Genomic DNA, 18,459 nt, shown 5'->3' with positions numbered 1-18,459 from the left:
TGGAAATATGCGCTTAACAACCGGTGGGCCCACCATGTAAAACGTCTGTTACGTCGGCATCCAGCGATTGCGTCATGTCGTAGCTGCCTACACACTTTCACAACGGAAGTATTAACCATCCGAAATAATGATTGGAGCTGATGCGATGCACGGGCCACACGACCTGGGGGGCCGCGACGGGCTGGGACCCATCGAGCCCGAGTTTCTCGAGCCCGGGATTCCCGACTGGCGCTACCCCTTCGAGGGCAGGATGCACGCGATCACAGCGATGGCGATCAAGAACGGCGCATTCAATCTCGATGAACAACGCCACGGGATCGAGCTGATGAAGTGGAGCGACTACCTCGACTCCACCTACTACGCCCACTGGCTCTTCTCGGTGGAGAAGTTGCTCAACGACAAGGGCTACATCACCCACGAGCAGGTCGACGAGCGGATGCGCGAACTCGGCGCGCCCGACATGAAACCCCACCCCGAGAAACCGGAGCAACTCACGCCGTTCGCCCGGGACATGATCGAGGTGCTGTGGAAGGGAACACCACACGACCTGCCCTCCGATGCCGATCCCGCGTTCGCGGTCGGCGCCGAGGTCGTCGTCCGCAACATCAACGAGGTCACGCACAACCGTCTGCCGGGGTATCTGAACAAGATCAAGGGCGTCGTCGTCCGGCAGTACGGCGCGTTTCACGATCCCGCCGACAGCGCCCACAAGCAGGTCGACTCGCCGCACCACCTCTACATGGTCAAGTTCAGCTCCAAGGAGCTCTGGGGCGACGATGCCGCCGAGGACTTCGACCTGTACGCCGACCTTTTCGAGAACTATCTCGAACCCGTCAACTAGGAGAATTGGGAGATCAACGAAATGAACTGGCTGTCAATGTCTGACGTCGAGGCTCGGGTGAATGCACTGGAGTCCCTCATGGTGGAGAAGGGGCTCGCCGAGCACGAGGCCGTCGATGCCGTGGTGGCGTCGTTCGAGAACGACATGGGTCCGATCAACGGCGCCAAGGTCGTCGCTCGCGCATGGACCGATCCGAAATACCACGACTGGCTGTTGTCGGATGCCACTGCCGCGATCGCCGATATGGGCTTCACCGGCCTGCAGACCGAGCACATGGTCGCCGTGGAGAACACCGACGATGTCCACAACATGGTGGTCTGCACGCTGTGCTCGTGCTACCCGTGGACACTGCTGGGGATCCCGCCGGCCTGGTTCAAATACCCACAGTACCGCGCGCGTGTCGTCAAGGATCCGCGCAGCGTGCTCGCCGAGTTCGGGGTGACGCTTCCCGACCGGGTCAAGATCGACGTGTGGGACAGCAGCGCAGAGATTCGCTACCTGGTGGTGCCGCAGCGGCCCAAGGGAACAGAAGGAATGTCGGCCGACGAGCTCGTCCCGCTGATCACTCGCGATTCAATGGTGGGTACCGTGCTGCTCTCGGCCCCGGAGGCGGCGCAATGACGTCGACCGCATTGGACCTGGGGACATTCGACATACCGGGCACCGCCGGCGCACTACCGCGGTCCAACGGTGAGCTCGTCTTCGACGCGCCGTGGCAGGGGCGCCTGTTCGGACTGGTGGTACACCTGTGCCAGGCCGGCGCCTTCGAGTGGGACGAGTTCAAGGAGCATCTCATCGCGGTCATCGGCGACAGCGCGGTGGATGAGACCAGTGATCCTGCAGTGTATTACCGCCAGTTCGGCGAGGCGTTCTGCCGGCTTGCCGCCGACCGCGACTTCTTCGACGCCGCGCTCCTAGATGCGCGCACCGCCGCGGAATTGCGCAGGCTGTCACACGATGACCATGACCATGACCATGACCATGGCCATGACCACAACCACGACCACGGCCTCGGCCGCTGAAAGGAAGCGCGATGTCGAAGCTCACGGCGCTGTCGATCAGCGTCGGGATACTGGGGATGCTCTCCACACTGATGACGGCCACCGTCTGGCCGCTGCCGGTCTGGGTGCTCTTCTTGGCGTGGGCCTCCTTCTTCTTCGTCGGATCGGGGCCGATGGGCCTGGTCCGTTCGGTGGCCTGCAACTGGGCCGGAATCGTCATTGCCACGTGCACGCTCTTGGCGGTTAGCGGTAGCTCCAGTGCCCTGTTGCTGTCGGTCGCGGTGGGCGTGGGCAGCTTCGCCATGGTCCAGGTATCCCGGGTGCCACTGATATCGACCACTCCGGCAATCGTTTTCGGGTTCGCGATGACCGTGGGGACGATCGCCGCCACGGGCGTGCCGATCACGGAGGTCGGCATCACTCACCCTGCCCTGACGGCCGCGATCACGGCACTGGTCGGAGGATGCTTCGGGCTGGTTTCCGAATGGGGTGCCGCCCTGATCGGCCGGATGGTGCCCGGGCGGGCGGGGGAGTTGCCCCAGCCCGCCTAGCCGGTGAGCCTGCAGACGGTACCAGTATGAGATAGTGTTCGCTGAACAATAGTTCATCGTGAAAGCATTTTTTCTTCCGCGACCAGGGGAGCGCTGTGCCGACATCGACCAGTCTCGAGAGCGTCTCCGAAGTCCTGTTTCGGGCCGGGCGCTGGTGGACCGACACCCTGGCGCAGGGCCTGGTCGATGCGGAAGTCAACAGCATCGAGGCGTGGCGGGTGATGGGTGCGCTGCGTGGCGGTGATGGTTTGACGATGAGCGAGGTGTCCTCGGCGATGGCGATTCCCCCGCCGACCTTGACGCGCATCGTCGACAGGCTCGTCGACGGGGGCTTCGTGCTGCGCCGTGTCGACGCCACCGATCGCAGGCGGGTGCTGATCTATCTGTCGGCTCGGGGCAAGGCCAAGGTGCGCCGACTGTCCAGGCAGGAATCTCAGGTCAAGGCGGCGTTGACGGCGGAACTCGGCGAGGAGGCCGCCGTCACCTTGATTCGCAACCTGGCGAGGGTGGCGGTTCTGCCGCGGTAGTCCGTTTCGTCACCGCTGCAACTTTCCACCGGAAGAACAGTTGCGCAATGTCGCCGTAACCTGCTCGGAGCACGATGAAGCCGACGACAGACCGCCGGGGCGGGACGGAGACGCGAGAATGAACGGGACACCGTCAAGGCGCATCACGGCCGGCCGGGCAGCGGACAGCATCGACATCGCCCTGGTGATCCCCCGCAGCGGTTCGGCGGGGATCTACGGGCCGTCCTGCGAGGCCTGTGCCGAGTTGGCCATCGCGGATCTCAACGCCGGCAGTGGGCTGTTGGGAAAGCCCGTGCGGTTGATACCGGTCGACGGCAGCCGCCCACCTGCGGTCGTGGCCTCCGATATCGCCCGGCTGCTCGACGGCAACGCGGTCGACGCGGTCACGGGATGGCACATCTCACCGGTGCGGAAGGCGATCGCCCGCGTGACCGACAGTCGTGTGCCATATGTGTACGGCCCCCTGTACGAGGGTGGCGAGCGTACCCCCGGCCTGTTCCTGACCGGTGAGACACCGTCGCGTCAGCTGCTGCCGGCGATGGACTGGATGCGCGACGAGTACGGCATCGACCGCTGGATCCTGATCGGCAACGACTACGTCTGGCCGCGTCAGACGGCCGCGGCCGCGCGCCACCATGCCCGGAGCAGGGGTACGCCGCTGCTGGAGGAGATCTACGTGCCGCTGGGCACGGCCGACTTCGCCGAGGAGATCCGTCGGGTGCAGATATCCGCTGCCACCGGCGTGCTGCTGATGCTGGTCGGGGGGGACGGTGTGGCATTCAACCGCCAGTTCGCCGCCTCGGGACTCGACGGCTCGGTGCCACGGTTGAGTCCCCACGTCGAGGAGAACATGCTGCTGGCCAGTGGCTGTGAGGGCAATCGCGGGCTGTTCGCCGCCGCCGGATTCTTCGAAGCGCTCAACACGACGTCGAGTATGGATTTCGCGGCGCACTACTACGGTCGGTTCGGCCCCGCCGCGCCGGCGTTGAACAGTATCGGCGAGTCCTGCTACGAGGCGATCACCTTGCTGATCGCCCTGGCCTCGCGCGCGGGCGGGCTCGAACTGGCGGCGATGAGCCGCGCGGCGGAGAACCTCGCCTACACCAGCCCGCGCGGTGAGGTCAGGATGCGGGGGAACCAGCTCACCCAGGACATCTACGTCGCGGAAGCCAAGGACCTGGACTTCGAGGTCAGAGCCAGGATCTCGGCTGCCTGAGCCCTGACGGTCCGACGGGCGGGCCACGGCGGCCCGGTGTCGCCGCGCTGGGACGGGCCGGTCGATCGGCGATGGCCGCCGGTGAGCGGGGGCGATCGGGCCCGATCGCGGCCACATGAAACAATCACTGGCCGTGAAGACCTTCGAGGAGTTGTTCGCCGAGCTGGCCGAGCGGGCCCGGACCCGGCCGGCGGGCAGCGGCACCGTCGCCGCGCTGGACGCCGGTGTGCACACCGTGGGCAAGAAGATCCTCGAGGAGGCCGGCGAGGTGTGGCTGGCGGCCGAGCACGAGTCCGACGATGCCCTGGCCGGTGAGATCAGCCAGCTGCTGTACTGGACCCAGGTGCTGATGCTCGCCCGCGGGCTGACCCTCGACGACGTGTACCGGAAGTTGTGACGAGATGCTGCGTGTAGCCGTGCCCAACAAGGGCGCGTTGAGCGAGCCGGCCGCCGAGATCCTCTCCGAGGCCGGGTACCGCCGCCGTACCGACCCCAAGGACCTGACCGTCATCGACCCGGTCAACAACGTCGAGTTCTTCTTCCTGCGGCCCAAGGACATCGCGATCTACGTGGGTTCGGGTGAGCTGCACTTCGGCATCACCGGCCGTGACCTGGCCCGGGAGTCCGAGGCACCGGTGCGCGAACGGCTGGCGCTGGGATTCGGATCGTCGAGCTTCCGCTACGCGGCTCCGGCCGGACGGGACTGGACCACCGCCGACCTGGCGGGCAGGCGCATCGCGACCGCATATCCGAACCTGGTGCGAAAGGATCTGGCCGACAAGGGGATCGAGGCCACCGTCATCCGGCTCGACGGTGCCGTGGAGATCTCGATCCAGCTCGGGGTGGCCGATGCCATCGCCGACGTGGTGGGTTCGGGACGCACCCTGAATCTGCACGGGCTGGTCGCCTTCGGCGAGCCGCTGTGCGACTCCGAGGCGGTATTGATCGAGTCCGACGATCCCGACGTCGACCGCGCGCGCGACCAGCTGGTCGCCCGGGTGCAGGGCGTCGTCTTCGGCCAGCAGTACCTGATGCTCGACTATGACTGTCCCCGTAGCGTGCTGGAACAGGCCACCGCCGTGACCCCCGGCCTGGAGTCGCCGACCATCGCCCCGCTGGCCGATCCCGGCTGGGTGGCGGTGCGGGCACTGGTGCCGCGCAAGGCCGTTAACGCGATCATGGACGAACTGGCCACCATCGGCGCAAAGGCGATCCTGGCCTCCGACATCCGGTTCTGCCGCTTCTAAGTCAACCCGCGGTTCACCTGGGCGTGTTAGCGTCCCGGTCATGACGCACGCGCTGGTCCTGCTACTGGCCTTGCTGATCGGTGTCGTCGCCGGCCTGCGGGCGTTCACCGCCCCGGCGGTGATGGCCTGGGCGGCCGCGCTGGGCTGGCTCAACCTCGCCGACACCTGGGCGTCGTGGATGAGTCACTGGATCGTGGTGATCCTGCTGAGCGTGCTGGCCGTCGGCGAACTCGTCACCGACCAGCTGCCCAAGACGCCCAGCCGCACCGTACCCATGCAGTTCGTCGCCCGGCTGATCACCGGCGGTTTCGCCGGTGCGGTGCTCGGCACTGCCTGGGGCTACACCTGGGGCGGCATGGGTGCCGGGGTGATCGGCGCGGTGCTGGGGACACTCGGTGGTGCCGAGGCGCGGCGGCGGGGCGCGGGCGCGTTCGGACGCGATCTGCCGGCGGCGCTGACCGAGGACGTCATCGCGGTCGCCGGCGGGTTCGGTATCGCAGCGCTGGCGGCCATCCTGTGACGACCAGGTACGACGCGATCATCGTCGGTGCCGGCCAGGCCGGACCGCCGCTGGCCGGACGGTTGACGGCCGCCGGGCAGACCGTCGCGGTCATCGAACGCAAGCTGGTCGGTGGCACCTGCGTGAACTACGGGTGCATCCCGACCAAGACCCTGGTGGCCAGCGCCCACGCCGCGCACCTGGCGCGCCGCGGCGCCGAGTACGGGGTGGGCACCGGGCCCGTGACCGTGGACATGGCGAAGGTCAAGGCGCGCAAGGACGGCATCGTCAGCGGCGACCGGGGCGGGGTCGAGGGCTGGCTGCAGGGCATGGACGGCTGCACCCTGATCCGGGGGCACGCCCGCTTCACCGGTGCGCGCACCCTGTCCGTCGACGGGGGCGACGAGATCGAAGCAGACCGGATTTTCCTGAATGTCGGCGGCAGAGCGGTGGTTCCGGACATTCCGGGCCTGTCCGAGGTCGACTACCTGACCAATGTGGGCATCCTCGACCTCGATACCGTGCCCGAACACCTGGTCATCATCGGCGGCAGCTACATCGGCCTGGAGTTCGCCCAGATGTACCGCCGGTTCGGTGCCGAGGTGTCGGTCGTCGAACGCGGGCCCCGGCTGGCCTCGCGTGAGGACGACGACGTGTGCGCGGCCATCAAGGAGATCCTGGAGGCCGACGGGATCGCAGTTCACCTGGGTTCCAACGATATTCGGGTCTCCAGGGATGGCTCGGGGGTCGCGGTGGCCACCCGGGCCGACGGGCCGGTGGTGCGCGGCTCCCACCTGCTGGTGGCGGTCGGCCGTCAGCCCAACACCGACGACCTGGGGCTGCAGGTCGCCGGCGTGGACACCGATGCGCGCGGCTACGTCGTCGTCGACGACGAGCTGCGGACCAGCGTCGAGCACATCTGGGCGATGGGGGACTGCAACGGCAGGGGAGCCTTCACCCACACCTCCTACAACGATTTCGAGATCGTCGCGGCCAACCTGCTCGACGACGAGCCACGCCGGGTCAGCGACCGCATCCCCACCTACGCGCTCTACATCGATCCCCCGCTGGGCCGGGCCGGGCTGACCGAGGCGCAGGTGCGCAGGTCCGGGCGCCCCGCCCTGGTGGGCAAGCGCCCGATGACCCGGGTGGGTCGCGCGGTGGAGAAGGGTGAGACGCAGGGGTTCATGAAGGTGCTCGTCGACGCCGAGACCCACCGGATCCTGGGTGCGGCCATCCTGGGCGTCGGGGGCGACGAGGTGGTGCACTGCATCCTGGACCTGATGTCCGCGGATGCGCCCTACACGACCATGACCCACACCGTGCACATCCACCCCACGGTCAGCGAGCTGGTGCCCACCATGCTGGAGGGTCTCAGACCGCTAAGTTAGCTACTCAGCCCTCGGCCGCATTCAGGTAATCCCTCGATTCCAGCAAAGACGACAGAGCGGCCGCCTCCTCATCAAGCGTAGGACGGACTTCGACCCGACCCGCTACCTTGGTCACGGTAACCGGTAGTTGGTAGACGGCCTCGATCAGGTCCGCATCGTAAACCTGCGCCGGCGCTCCCTGGCCGACGATCCGGCCGTCGCGCAGAAAGGCCACACTGTCGCAGAACTGCGCGGCAAGGTTCAAGTCGTGGATCGCCATCACGGCAATCACGTTGAGTTCGGTCGCCAAGGTGCGAATGAGTCTGAGGGTCTCGACCTGATAGCGCAGATCAAGAGCGCTGGTGGGTTCATCGAGCACAATCACCCGTGGTTCCTGGCAGATTGCCCTCGCGATCACGGCGCGCTGGGCTTGGCCGCCGGATACGTCGGACATCTTCCGGTCGGCCAGCTCGGCCAACCCCATGCGCTCAAGAGCGGTGCTGACCGCGTGGTGATCCGCGTCCTTCGGCAACATGACGTAGTGGGGGCTACGTCCGAGGAACACCGAATCTCGGACGGTCATGTCGAATGGCATCGAAATCGCCTGCGGAACATAGGAGATAAGCCGGGCCCGACCCCGCCGAGACAGCGCCGACAGGTCGACACCATCCACCGACACTGAGCCCCGGTCGGGGGCGTTGACTCCGACGAGCAGCTTGATCAGCGTGGACTTGCCCGAGCCGTTGGGGCCGAGTAGACCCAGAAACGTGCCGGGCTGCACCTGCAGTGACAGCGCGTGCAGGACCTTGGCCTTCTTGTACGCGAAACTGACCGCATTGATCGCCAGGGTCATCGGCTTCTCCGATTGGCGAGAATCAGATAGACGAAGAACGGGCCGCCGATTATCGCCACGACGATCCCGACTGGCACGACGGCGGGTGCCAGTACCACCCGTCCCACCGCATCGGCAAGTGTCATCAGGATGCCTCCGAGCAGCGCAGACATGAACACCAACACCCGGTGATCCGCACCGACGATCAGACGAGCCATGTGGGGCGCCACCAACCCGACGAAGCCGATCACCCCGGTGAAGCTGATCACCACGGCGGACAGTGCCACCGCGATGGCGATCATTGTTGCCCGTAATCCAGCGACGCCGACGCCGAGGCTGGTTGCGGCGTCATCACCGGCGAACGCGACGGCGTTGAGCGAAGTGGATCGCCACACGATCACCGGCAACGTGATCACCAGCAGCGTCGTGACCACGGCCACTTGTAGCCAAGTGGCCTCGTTGACACTGCCGAAAGTCCAGCGCACCATCTTCGAGAGGGTCTCCTCGTCGGCGCGGTACTGAAGGGCCGAGGTAGCGGCGTCGAACATCTGAGACAGGGCGATACCGACCAGGACCAGCGTCGCGGCATTCATTTTCTTGGTGGCCGCGATACCGAGGACCAACGCCGCGGTGAGGAACGCGAACAGAATCGCCGAGGCGATCACCATCCACGAGACGCCCGATCCGATGACGCTGTTCGCGCTGATCAGGATGACGATCGCAGCGCCGAAGGCGGCCGCTGGAGCCACCCCGATCGTGTATGTGTCGACCAAGGTGTTGTTCAGCATGCTCTGCAGCAGTACTCCCGCGACCGAGAGGGCGGCGCCGGCGACGAATGCCAAGGCCACTCGTGGGATGCGCAATTTCCACACCACTGTGTATTCGGTCACGGTGGCGTCGCCCATCGTCCCGGTCAGCGGCGCGGTCGCGATCCGAAGGATCCGGCCGTAGTCGAGATCGGAGGCGCCCACACGCACACCGATCACCATCGCCGCGAACGACACCGCGACGGCCACCGCGAAGTACACCAGCCGGATCCCGGAGAGCAGCCGCACCTTCTGGAATTCGCTTTTCGTCACGGCCTCGGAGCCCGCAGACTGTTGTGTTGCCGTCATGGAGCGGCGGGGCCGATCATCGTGGATCCGCCTTGACCAGGTAGGCGTCGGTCCCGAGGAATTCGGCACGCTGAAAATCGGTGATCCAGCGTTGTAGGTAGTCGTCGGGATCGACGCCGGCGAAGGCCTCCGGATGTGACCACGACGCCAGGTAGAGCAATCCCATCGTCTTGCCGAGCGCGCTGGTCAGGAATCCGTTCACGACATAGACGGAACCGTTCTTGGCTGCGGTCAGATCGGCCCACCCCGGCCGGGCGAGCATCTCGTCGAGGGTGTCTGTCTGGACGGAGCTCGGGTAGGGCTCGTAGTTGGTGTCCATTTCCTTGAAGATGAGTTGGGGATCAGCGGTCAGTACCACCGCGGGGTCGATCGTCTGTTCTTCCTCCGATGCGGGCAGATCGGCGGCGATGTTGATGTTCCCTGACTCATTGATGAGCGTGTCGTACGCGCCGGTCGGGCCGAAGGTGACAAATGACGTCGGTTCTTCGTAGTAGACGCGCAGTGGCTGCGTTTCGGGTAGGCGATCGGCGACCAGCGTTTCGATCTCCGATCGGAACGCCTTGACCTCGTCTGCGCGCTCCTGCTTACCGAATACGGTGCCGAGGAAGTCGAAGTTCTCGTTGAACCGGTCGATCTCGAAGCCAGTGATGACTGCCACGGGAATATTGAACTCGGCCAGTTGCCGCTCCGCCTCCTCGTAGGGAGCGATGCTGGGCAAGATCACAAGATCGGGGTCGAGATCCACGATCTTCTCGTAGTTGAGTTGCGAGTAATCCTGGCCGACGATGCTGTCGGTGTCGAACTGCACGTAAGGCAATCGTTCGACCGAGGATTGGTCGACGCCCACCACCTGGTCCTGGGCGTCGATGGCCTGGACGAACTCGTTGGCGTAGCCGTTGACCACCACCGCGCGCTCGACCGGCCCGTCCAGGGTGATCGTCACGCCACGGTTGTCGGTGGCGGTGATGGTCTGGTCGGACTCGGCGGGAGCGGTGCTGGTCGGAGTGCCACACGCGCTGGCCAGCGCCGTGATCAGCGCGCACATGCAGATTCCGATCGATCTTGTGAACATGATGGTTGTCTTTTCGCTCGTGTTCGAGATAGGGACGGGTGAGCGGCCGTGATACGCGTCACGGCGTCGAAGCTTGGACCGGCCTCCTTTCGCCCAGGCCGAAGCGTGTGCGCAGGTTCGACTCTCGGTAGGACGTGGGAAACACCCCGTCGTGTTGAAGCAGCGGGATTACGCTGTCGACGAACGTTGTGAGGCTGTCCGGCAGCACCGAGGGATTGATGGTGAATCCGTCAGCCGCGCCGTCCGACCACCAGTCGATCATCCGAGCGGCAATTGCGTCCGGTGTGCCGGCCACGACCTGCTGACGCAGCGCGAGCTGGCGTAGCGACAGCCCTTCGGTCAGTGCGAGGTCGATCAGGAGGTTGACGTAGGCCACCGGTTGGATCGGGTTCTCCGGTACATGCAGGTGCTCGGGCCGGATCGGCGCATCCGGTCCGACCTTCTCCATGTCAATGCCCAGCAGACCGTTGAGGAAGGCCATCCGGGCATCCAGTGCCCCCATGGAGTGGCTGAAATCCTCGACGAGGCGCGCCACCTCAGATTCGGTGGAGCCTATCAGCGGCTGGATCTGGGGCATCACCGCGAGGGAATCAGGATTCCTGCCGTGAGTAGCGGCCTGCTCTTTCAGCGCCGCGACGAATCGCTTGCCGGCCGCCTTCGTTCCGAACTCGGCATAGATCACCTCGCCGTAGCGGGCCGCCAGTGCGATGCCCTGCTTCGAGCCACCCGCCTGGGCGACGACCGGTGGGCCGAACGGCGCCATCGGGACATTGAGGGCTCCGGCCACCGAGAAGTGCTTGCCGATATGGTTCAGCTCTTCGACTTCCCCGAACTCGGGGCGGCCGTCGGTCCAGTCGTAGCGCCAGCTGCGCCATAGACCGTCGACCACGTCGAGGAACTCGGCCGCTCGTTCGTAGCGTTCGTCGTGGTTGGCGCGCACGGTGCCGTAGTTGGACGCCACTTTCGGGTTGTTGGTCGTGACCGCGTTCCATCCGATGCGTCCGCCCGAGAGCAGATTCGCGGAACCGATCTGGCGTGCCAGCGTGAACGGCTGGCTGAAGCTGGTCGACGCGGTCGCGATCGCACCGATGTCGGCCACCCGGCTGGTGACCGCGGTCAGCAGGACGATCGGGTCGAATGGATATTCCGGGCGTTCCCCGGGCGAGGCCGTGAGTTGTGGTTGATCAGCCAGGAAGATGCTGTCGACCACACCCGATCGTGCGATTTCGGCGTTACGGACGTAGAACTCGATATCGAACAGCCGGTTCGGGTCTTCGCCATGCAGGCTCCAAGAGTCGTCTCGAAAGCCCGATGAGTTCAACCACACATTGATGAACATGCGTTTTCCGGCCATGCTGTCCTTCCTGTCGGTGGGCGACGGCTACGCGCGGCGTAGGCCGGCTTGTGATTCGTCCACAGGAAATCTGATGAGCAGATATCGGGCCTCACCGTCGCGGCGCCGAGGCTCAGCGAGGATGGAGAACAACCCGGTCGCCCGGCATGCTAGGAGTCCACCACACGCAGTCCGACGATCTGTCCTTGTTGTAGCCAGTTCCGGTAGCCCGCGAGTGCAAGTTCTAACTCACCCTCGACCACTTCGCCGATATAACTGATCTTCAAGGGCTCATCAGCGAGGTCGTCACCGTAGACGACGCAGAACTGCTGGCGGGGGTTGTACCAGCACACCGAACCGCGGGCATACCCCTTCTGAGCACGACGCATCGCGCCGACCTCCTCGGTGAGGAAGACGTTCTCCCACGGCACCACCATGGGCAGAGTCCAGAAAACCATGTCGCCGACGATTTTTCCGTGCTGCAGGATGCTGTCCTGGGGGAGTTGGGACCGCAGTGCCCGCGCGATCTGCGGTGCCTTGTCTTCGAAGACGTCGATGGTACAGGTGTCGACACCGTCGACTGTCATCACTAGTTTCATGGAAGTCCTTGTTTCTATCGAGATTCGATGCGCTTGAAGGCGTTGGTCACGCCCCAGGGAAATACCGCGTCGACCCACATGTGAACCTTGTTGACATAGCTGATCGCAGCGCGGGTCAGGGCTAGGAAGTCCTCGAGCCCGGTTGCTGCCTCGGAGGCGTCGACGTACCGGGCCAGCAGAGAGCCGGCGTGCGGCATGCCGACGAAGTCGAAGAACGCAGCCTTGTAGCCCACGATCTGCTTCGTCAGCAGTTGCAGGGTCACCAGATCGAGGTTGGCATGCGATTCGCTGAGTTCGATTATTCCCCAGAAGTACTCGTCGGATAGGGTTCGGGCCTCGCTTTCGGCGAACATCAGCGCGCTCAGGTACTGTCCATGACTTCCCGTACGCCGCGGCATGATGCCCTTGCCCATATCGACGATCTCCGACGGGCAAGTGAGCCAGATCTTCTCACGCTCGGCGTCGAGTTCAGCAATCACTTCCGCGACGATGCTCAACGCGTTTTCCTCTCTACCGGTTGCGGGGGGTGCTCTCATTGAACAGGCTGAGGGGTGGCACCGGGACGATGAAGACCCAGTACCTGTCTGCCATTTCACACATCTGCGCTCCATGTTTCGAGCTTGTTACCCAGAGGACCGTCATGCGCGACATACCCTCCGCCCGCGCCACTATGCGGATCATGAAATTTCTTGCCGCACACGGTGAACCGGTGCGGGCAGCGACGTTGAGTCGTGAACTCGGCCTGCCGCGGTCCTCCACGTATCAGCTCATCGCCGTCATGCAGGATGAGGGCTTCATCGTGCACTTCCCAGAGGATCAGACCTACGCGTTGAGCGCCTCACTCGGAGAACTGGCGGCCGGGTCGGCCAGCCTGACCCGCCTTGAACGGATGGTCAACCCGTTACTTGCGACCCTGGCCAAACGGACCGGTCTGCCTGTGGTGGCCCATGCCAGTGTCCTGACGGGATCCGATGTTGTGTATGCGGCAACCCACCGTGCTCCTCGTGCTCCGAAGCCGGTGAACCAGATCGGCGTCCGTTTGCCTGCCCATCTGACCGCCTCGGGTCGGGCGCTGCTGGCCTACGTATCCGAACCTCAGCTGCGAGCGACCTATCCAGACGATGCCATGGTGCTCCGTCGTGCTGGATATGGTCCGTCCTCTTTGCGCGAACTCAGGTCGATGCTGCGTGAAATCCGGGACCGCGGGTGGGCCTCCTCCGACGCCGAAATCGAGTCGAACTACACCACTGTCGCCGCAGCCGCTCTAGATCGTAGTGACCGACCTGCGGCAGCCGTTGCTCTGACCTTCCGTGACTCCGCGGTGGACAGGGATAACATCGAACACCTCGCGCGTGGTGTGTGCCGTTCCGCCGCCGCGCTCGGTATGCGGTTCAAAGGGCGGATCTGACGGCGGGCACAGCGGATCCGGCGCCGCCGACCCGTGCCGACAGAATCCGGCCGAACCCCTGGCGCCCGCGGCGCCCGAGTGCGTCGAGAAACACATTCGCTATTGCGATGTTGCTCGTCAACAATGGCTTACCGATCCGTTCCTCGATCCGCTCGATGACCGGGGTGGTGTGCAGGCCGGTGCACGACAGAAACACACAGTCGACGTCCCTGCGATCGACTTCCTGGGCGAATTCGTACATCCGTCCGGGGGTCGTCGTCATCAGGTCCCAGGGGTCGGCAGGCGGGCCGTCGGGGAAAAGTGCTGCGGCGGAGCGTACTTCAATTCCACGGCTGGTCAGAATCTCGGTCAGGCCTGCCAGCACCGGAGGGCTGTAGGGTGTGCCCATCGCGATGCGCCGCAGGTCGTGCTGTATCAACGTGCGAGCTACCGCGTCCGCGGCGGTGAAGAAGTCGATATCGGGGTCGACAGCTCGCAGATGCTCGAGCAAGAGCTCATGCCACTTCGCGCCGGCGAAGGAGCCACCGCTGGTGCACGCGAACGCAACTGCCTTCGGTCGCATCCGGTGCAGCGTCCGCAGCGCGTCGGTCAACGACTCCAAAGCGGCCTCGCGGTTTACCGAGCTGTCGGTCTCCTCGAACTGGACTCGCTGGTGGCCGAAGAGGATGTCCTCGGGCAGCAAGCGTCGAAGTTCTTCATGGGCGACGACTTCGATAGGTACGAGCAGCAACCCAACCCTGGTCAGATCGGTATAGGTATGCACAGTGAGTCCTTCGATGGTCCACTGATCGGGCGGGCTCCTCGATCCGATCTGGTGAACTTAACCCAGAAAGCCGCGTGCGGCAGCGACAACTCGATCCCGATTGACATGGGACGACCAACCGGCTCCGGCGCTCCTACTGCCGCTGCACCAGCAGGGTCTGGGCGCAGGTGCCGACGAACCCGCCCCGGTCGAAGATCTCGCACGTGGTCACCCCGATGCCGTCGGGCCCGATGGAACCGCGGGCCCGCAGGCCGAAATCGGCGCCGTTGGGCGGCCGGTGCAGGTGCACCACGGTGTCGGTGTTCATGAACACGTATGCGGCAGGATCCAGCACCGAGCCGACCCCGTTGGCGGAGTCGACGACCATCGCCAGCCGCTGCAGCGCGGTGGTGGGTTCGTCGTCGACCAGGCCCGCCCGCGGGGTCAGCCAGAACACGTGGGAGCCGTCCGGTTCGTCGGGCTGGGGGCGAAAGTCGACACTGTCCAGATAGCCGGGGGCGTTCCACCACCCGTGCGGCAACGGTTGACGCGGGCCCTCGACCAGCGGCCGGTGCCGGTCGGTGGCCACGTCGGCGGTGTCGGCGGTCATCAGAGCCCAGGCGCTCACCCGGGCCACCGGCCGGTCGCCGTCCACCGGCGTCATCTCGGCGCTCAGCAGCGAGATCCGCCGTCCCGGCCGTTCCACCCGGGACCGCACCCGCACCGGCGCCACCGGGATCGCGCCCAGGATGTCCAGGCCCAGCCTGCCGGGGCGCATGCCGGAGCCGGCCAGCCGCTCCTCGATCACCTTGGTCAACAGCGCCAGCGGGGGTGAGCCGTGCTGGATCCCCGGGGCCCAGTTGCTGCGGGTGAGGTCGGTGGACTCGAACACCTGCGTGTCGGACTCGTCGGCCAGCCGGTGGTAATAGCGGCCGGTCACGCCGCGGGCACCTGCGGCCAGCCGGGATACTCCGGCGGCGTCCCGCCGAACGCCGGGCAGTGCTCCCGGAAGGCGCACCATTGGCACAGCCGGGACGGGCTGGCGCGGAAGTCGCCGTCGGCGCCCGCGGACCGGATCGCCCGCCAGATCGCCACCAGGGTCCGTTCGAACCTTTCCAGCTCGGCCGGCTCGGGGGTGTAGTCGAGCACCTGTCCGTCGGCCAGGTAGATCAGCCGCAGCCGTGTCGGTGCCACCCCGCGCGAGCGCAGCAGCGCCACCGCATAGAACTTCATCTGGAACAACGCCTTGGCCTCGGCCTGCGCCCGGGCCGCCGACGGCGCCCTGCCGGTCTTGTAGTCCACCACGCGCACCTCACCGGTGGCCGCGACGTCGATGCGGTCGACGAACCCGCGCAGCAGCGTGCCGTCGGCGAGCTCGACCTCGACCCGCTGCTCACAGCTGTGCGGGTCGAACCGCGTCGGATCCTCCAGCCGGTAGTAGCCCGACAGCAGCTCGCGCGCCTGCGTCAACAACTGCTCGCGCTGCTGCGGCTCGATGTCTGCCGAGGCCGCCGGTTCCTCGGCGATCACCCGTTCCCACGCCGGGGCCACCAGGCCGCGGGCGGTGGCCAAATCGCGCCGGGCGGCCGGCAGGCCGTAGAGCTGTTCGAGGGCGGCGTGCACGACCGATCCGCGCAGCTGGGCCACCGACGGCGGCTCGGGCAGGCGGTCGATGGCGCGGAACCGGTACAGCAGCGGGCACTGTTTGAAATCGGCGGCCCGCGACGGTGACAACGCGGGGCGCGACCGCACGACGATCGACTGCTCCGGCACGGTCACCAGGGTATGCAGCCGCACCGACAACCCCGGCGAAGGGCCCCGGCGCGTCTGCTGGCAGGCTTGAGCGCTGTGTCCGTCACCGGCCCGTTCACCGTGGGAGACCGCGTCCAGCTCACCGATGCCAAGGGCAGGCACTACACCATGGTGCTGCAGCCCGGATCGGAGTTCCACACCCACCGCGGCGCCGTCACCGCCGACGCGGTGATCGGCCTGCCCGAAGGCAGCGTCGTCAAGTCCACCAACGGCGATCCGTTCCTGGTGCTGCGCCCGCTGCTGATGGACTTCGTGCTGTCGATGCCGCGCGGCGCCCAGGTGATCTACCCCAAGGACGCCGCCCAGATCGTGCACGAGGGCGACATCTTCCCGGGGGCGACCGTGCTGGAGGCCGGTGCCGGTTCGGGCGCGCTGACCTGCTCGCTGCTGCGCGCCGTCGGCCCGCGGGGCCGGGTGATCTCCTACGAGGTGCGCGACGACCACGCCGTGCACGCCCGGCGCAATGTCGAGACGTTCTTCGGCGAGGCGCCCGCCAACTGGGACCTGGTGATCGGTGACCTCGCCGGTTTCCCCGCCGGCCTCCCGGACGCTCCGGCCGGCGACCAGGTCGACCGGGTGGTCCTGGACATGCTGGCGCCCTGGGACGTGCTCGACGTGGTGGCCCGGGCCCTGGTGCCCGGCGGTGTCCTGATGGTCTACGTGGCCACGGTGACCCAGCTGTCCCGCACCGTCGAGGCGCTGCGCGAACAGCAGTGCTGGACCGAGCCGCGGTCCTGGGAGACGCTGCAGCGCGGCTGGGAGGTGGTGGGGCTGGCGGTGCGCCCGCAGCACAACATGCGCGGCCACACCGCCTTCCTGATCTCGGCGCGCCGGCTGGCGCCGGGCGCCGTCACGCCGACCCCGCTGCGCCGCAAGCGACAGGCCTGAGGCCAGCGGGCGGCCCCGCTTCCTCCCAGAATCCAGGAATCTCCCGCAGTTCCCGGGCGCGGGGCCCAGAAGTTCAGAAGTCGTCGGCGTGCACCAGGTGGCGGCGCACCGACAGCAGTTCGACCTCGGGGTGGGCCGCCACCATCCGCTCGGCCGAATCGAGGACGTCCACGGTGTGTCCGCGGTCGGCGGCGGTGACCGCGACCCCGATCCCGGCCCGGCGGTGCAGGTCCTGGGCGCCGGTCTCGGCGGCCGACACCGCCAGCTTGCGCCGCAGCTCGGCGACGATCGGCCGGATCACCGACCGCTTCGCTTTCAGCGAACGGACGTCACCGAGCAGGACGTCGAACTCCAGCCAGCCGATCCACATCAGAAGACTCCGGGGGAGAGCATCCGGGGGGCTCAGGGTGCGCCCAGCGCCAGCAGTTCCTCGGCGGTTCGCCGGGACAACTGCCAGCCCCCGGAGGGCAGCGGTGTGAACTCCATCGGGAAGCTGAACACCCCGGTTTCCGGATCGGGCGGGGTCAGCGTGACGTTGGCGGTGACGTCCTGCGGCCGTCGCTGCGACCAGGCCACGTCGGTGACCGAGAACTCCAGCGGCAGCATCCCGTTGTCGGCCAGCGCCGTGGCGAAGGCCTCCAGGCCGGGCGCCTCCTCGGCCCCGGCGCCCTCCACCAGCACGAGCTTGTCGGTGCCCGGCACCCTCGGATCGGTCAGTGTGACCAACACGTCGATCAGGGCGCTGGGCTGGGGCAACTCCGGTGGTGCCGGGGCCGCCGGGCTGCTGGGGGCGGCGCGGGTGCTCGTCGGTCCCGCCGGCGCCGGCTCGGGGGCACACCCCGACAACCCGAACGCCGCCACGAGAATCGTGGCGGCGCTCAGGAAAGCGGTTCGGTGCAGGATCAGCCCACCGACGTCAGCAGCGTCAGTGCCGAGGACTTCGACATCTGCCACCCGGTCGGGCTCGGTCCGGCGATGAACGTCACCGGCTGGGTGGTGCTGACGCCGTTGCTGGTGGTCGCGGTGACGTTCGCGGTGGCGATGCCGCCGTTCTGGTCGATGTTGGCGATCACGAAGCTCAGCGGGAAGTAACCCTTGGCCGCGGCGCTGGCGTATGCGCGGTCGGCCGTGATGGCCTCGATGCGGCCGACGCCACCCTCGACGTAGGACGATTTCGCGCCGGCGAAGGAGCCGCCGCTGGCCAGCCCGTTGAGGGTCTGCATGAGCGGGCCCTGCAGATCCGGGGCGGGTGCCGCGGGCATCGGCACGCCGAAGACCACGGGCTGCACCTGCGGGCTGGATGCAACAGAATTCACACCCAACGCGGCGGCACCGGCGATCGCGGCGGCACCGGCGATCGCTGCTGCGCCTGTGGCTAGGAGTTTCGGGGTCACGGCTGTCCTCTC

The 18,459-nt window shown here is 66.5% G+C and carries 24 protein-coding genes; 12 read left to right on the top strand and 12 right to left on the bottom strand.

Annotated elements, in window-relative coordinates; genetic code table 11:
• Positions 1–145 precede the first annotated feature (145 nt).
• The 10 genes from nthB (at position 146) to CSR00_RS05310 (ending at position 7,273) form a co-directional block, all read left to right on the top strand.
• Positions 146–841 carry a nitrile hydratase subunit beta gene (gene nthB, locus CSR00_RS05355; RefSeq protein ID WP_099021353.1) on the top strand — a complete coding sequence of 232 codons (696 nt, stop codon included), beginning with the start codon at positions 146–148 and terminating at the stop codon, positions 839–841.
• Positions 842–862: 21 nt separating this feature from the next.
• Entirely contained in the window at positions 863–1,462 is a 600-nt protein-coding gene (nthA, locus tag CSR00_RS05350) for a nitrile hydratase subunit alpha (protein ID WP_099021352.1), read from the top strand.
• Positions 1,459–1,863 carry a nitrile hydratase accessory protein gene (locus tag CSR00_RS05345; protein ID WP_099021351.1) on the top strand — a complete coding sequence of 135 codons (405 nt, stop codon included), beginning with the start codon at positions 1,459–1,461 and terminating at the stop codon, positions 1,861–1,863. The genes nthA and CSR00_RS05345 overlap by 4 nt, the downstream gene beginning before the upstream one ends.
• 11 nt (positions 1,864–1,874) lie before the next feature.
• The gene (locus CSR00_RS05340; protein ID WP_099021350.1) at positions 1,875–2,393 is read left to right on the top strand and encodes a DUF1097 domain-containing protein; all 519 of its coding nucleotides are present in this window, start codon (positions 1,875–1,877) and stop codon (positions 2,391–2,393) included.
• Positions 2,394–2,488: 95 nt separating this feature from the next.
• On the top strand, positions 2,489–2,920 hold the full coding sequence (locus CSR00_RS05335; RefSeq protein WP_099021349.1) for a MarR family winged helix-turn-helix transcriptional regulator: 432 nt from the start codon (positions 2,489–2,491) through the stop codon (positions 2,918–2,920).
• Positions 2,921–3,038: 118 nt separating this feature from the next.
• A complete protein-coding gene (locus CSR00_RS05330) occupies positions 3,039–4,136 on the top strand; it encodes a substrate-binding domain-containing protein (protein ID WP_099021348.1) in 1,098 nt (365 codons plus the stop codon).
• 115 nt (positions 4,137–4,251) lie between these two features.
• Positions 4,252–4,533: a phosphoribosyl-ATP diphosphatase gene (locus CSR00_RS05325; protein ID WP_099021347.1), complete on the top strand. Its 282-nt coding sequence runs from the start codon at positions 4,252–4,254 to the stop codon at positions 4,531–4,533.
• A 4-nt stretch (positions 4,534–4,537) separates the two neighbouring features.
• The gene (gene hisG / locus CSR00_RS05320; protein WP_099021346.1) at positions 4,538–5,383 is read left to right on the top strand and encodes an ATP phosphoribosyltransferase; all 846 of its coding nucleotides are present in this window, start codon (positions 4,538–4,540) and stop codon (positions 5,381–5,383) included.
• A gap of 40 nt (positions 5,384–5,423) precedes the next feature.
• The gene (locus CSR00_RS05315; protein WP_099021345.1) at positions 5,424–5,903 is read left to right on the top strand and encodes a DUF4126 family protein; all 480 of its coding nucleotides are present in this window, start codon (positions 5,424–5,426) and stop codon (positions 5,901–5,903) included.
• The gene (locus CSR00_RS05310; RefSeq protein WP_099021344.1) at positions 5,900–7,273 is read left to right on the top strand and encodes an FAD-containing oxidoreductase; all 1,374 of its coding nucleotides are present in this window, start codon (positions 5,900–5,902) and stop codon (positions 7,271–7,273) included. The genes CSR00_RS05315 and CSR00_RS05310 overlap by 4 nt, the downstream gene beginning before the upstream one ends.
• 4 nt (positions 7,274–7,277) lie before the next feature.
• Here CSR00_RS05310 and CSR00_RS05305 read toward each other — a convergent pair whose 3' ends face one another.
• The 6 genes from CSR00_RS05305 to CSR00_RS05280 form a co-directional block, all read right to left on the bottom strand.
• Positions 7,278–8,105: an ABC transporter ATP-binding protein gene (locus tag CSR00_RS05305; RefSeq protein ID WP_099021343.1), complete on the bottom strand. Its 828-nt coding sequence runs from the start codon at positions 8,103–8,105 to the stop codon at positions 7,278–7,280.
• A complete protein-coding gene (locus CSR00_RS05300) occupies positions 8,102–9,139 on the bottom strand; it encodes a FecCD family ABC transporter permease (protein WP_176561915.1) in 1,038 nt (345 codons plus the stop codon). Before CSR00_RS05300 ends, CSR00_RS05305 begins: the two co-directional genes overlap by 4 nt.
• A 76-nt stretch (positions 9,140–9,215) precedes the next feature.
• Positions 9,216–10,244 (bottom strand): ABC transporter substrate-binding protein, encoded by a 1,029-nt coding sequence (locus CSR00_RS05295; protein WP_176561914.1) that lies wholly within the window; start codon positions 10,242–10,244, stop codon positions 9,216–9,218.
• Between the two features lie 85 nt (positions 10,245–10,329).
• Positions 10,330–11,625, bottom strand: a complete 1,296-nt coding sequence (locus tag CSR00_RS05290) for an NtaA/DmoA family FMN-dependent monooxygenase (RefSeq protein ID WP_099021340.1) — start codon at positions 11,623–11,625, stop codon at positions 10,330–10,332.
• 149 nt (positions 11,626–11,774) lie between these two features.
• Positions 11,775–12,203, bottom strand: coding sequence for a DUF3830 family protein (locus CSR00_RS05285; RefSeq protein WP_099021339.1), 429 nt, complete (start codon positions 12,201–12,203; stop codon positions 11,775–11,777).
• A 14-nt stretch (positions 12,204–12,217) separates the two neighbouring features.
• The gene (locus CSR00_RS05280) at positions 12,218–12,700 is read right to left on the bottom strand and encodes a cucumopine synthase-related protein (RefSeq protein WP_218014425.1); all 483 of its coding nucleotides are present in this window, start codon (positions 12,698–12,700) and stop codon (positions 12,218–12,220) included.
• A 182-nt stretch (positions 12,701–12,882) separates the two neighbouring features.
• Here CSR00_RS05280 and CSR00_RS05275 point away from each other — a divergent pair, with 182 nt between their 5' ends.
• Positions 12,883–13,611 carry an IclR family transcriptional regulator gene (locus CSR00_RS05275; protein WP_176561917.1) on the top strand — a complete coding sequence of 243 codons (729 nt, stop codon included), beginning with the start codon at positions 12,883–12,885 and terminating at the stop codon, positions 13,609–13,611.
• Here the strand turns inward: CSR00_RS05275 and CSR00_RS05270 are convergent.
• From CSR00_RS05270 to CSR00_RS05260, 3 genes are all read right to left on the bottom strand, one after another.
• Positions 13,595–14,374: a maleate cis-trans isomerase family protein gene (locus CSR00_RS05270; protein ID WP_099021336.1), complete on the bottom strand. Its 780-nt coding sequence runs from the start codon at positions 14,372–14,374 to the stop codon at positions 13,595–13,597. The two genes, CSR00_RS05275 and CSR00_RS05270, sit on opposite strands and share 17 nt — an antisense overlap.
• Positions 14,375–14,507: 133 nt before the next feature.
• Entirely contained in the window at positions 14,508–15,293 is a 786-nt protein-coding gene (locus tag CSR00_RS05265; protein ID WP_245905843.1) for a thioesterase family protein, read from the bottom strand.
• Entirely contained in the window at positions 15,290–16,126 is an 837-nt protein-coding gene (locus CSR00_RS05260) for a RecB family exonuclease (protein ID WP_099021400.1), read from the bottom strand. Before CSR00_RS05260 ends, CSR00_RS05265 begins: the two co-directional genes overlap by 4 nt.
• A 75-nt stretch (positions 16,127–16,201) precedes the next feature.
• Between CSR00_RS05260 and CSR00_RS05255 the strand changes: the two genes are divergently transcribed.
• On the top strand, positions 16,202–17,053 hold the full coding sequence (locus CSR00_RS05255) for a tRNA (adenine-N1)-methyltransferase (RefSeq protein WP_099021334.1): 852 nt from the start codon (positions 16,202–16,204) through the stop codon (positions 17,051–17,053).
• A gap of 73 nt (positions 17,054–17,126) precedes the next feature.
• On the opposite strand, the gene CSR00_RS05250 is transcribed toward CSR00_RS05255, so the two are convergent.
• Genes CSR00_RS05250 through CSR00_RS05240 form a run of 3 tightly spaced genes read right to left on the bottom strand, consistent with a single transcriptional unit; the run spans position 17,127 to position 18,447 of the window.
• On the bottom strand, positions 17,127–17,423 hold the full coding sequence (locus CSR00_RS05250; RefSeq protein ID WP_099021333.1) for a DUF503 domain-containing protein: 297 nt from the start codon (positions 17,421–17,423) through the stop codon (positions 17,127–17,129).
• A 32-nt stretch (positions 17,424–17,455) separates the two neighbouring features.
• Positions 17,456–18,007 (bottom strand): lipoprotein LppK, encoded by a 552-nt coding sequence (locus CSR00_RS05245; RefSeq protein WP_245905842.1) that lies wholly within the window; start codon positions 18,005–18,007, stop codon positions 17,456–17,458.
• Positions 17,956–18,447: an MTB12 family secreted protein gene (locus CSR00_RS05240; RefSeq protein WP_099021332.1), complete on the bottom strand. Its 492-nt coding sequence runs from the start codon at positions 18,445–18,447 to the stop codon at positions 17,956–17,958. The genes CSR00_RS05245 and CSR00_RS05240 overlap by 52 nt, the downstream gene beginning before the upstream one ends.
• Positions 18,448–18,459: the final 12 nt, after the last annotated feature.

This window comes from Mycolicibacterium palauense (assembly GCF_002592005.1).
In the GTDB taxonomy this organism is placed as follows: Bacteria; Actinomycetota; Actinomycetes; order Mycobacteriales; family Mycobacteriaceae; genus Mycobacterium; species Mycobacterium palauense.
Note: the sequence above shows the minus strand (reverse complement) of the source record. Positions and strands in the feature narration are given on the sequence as shown.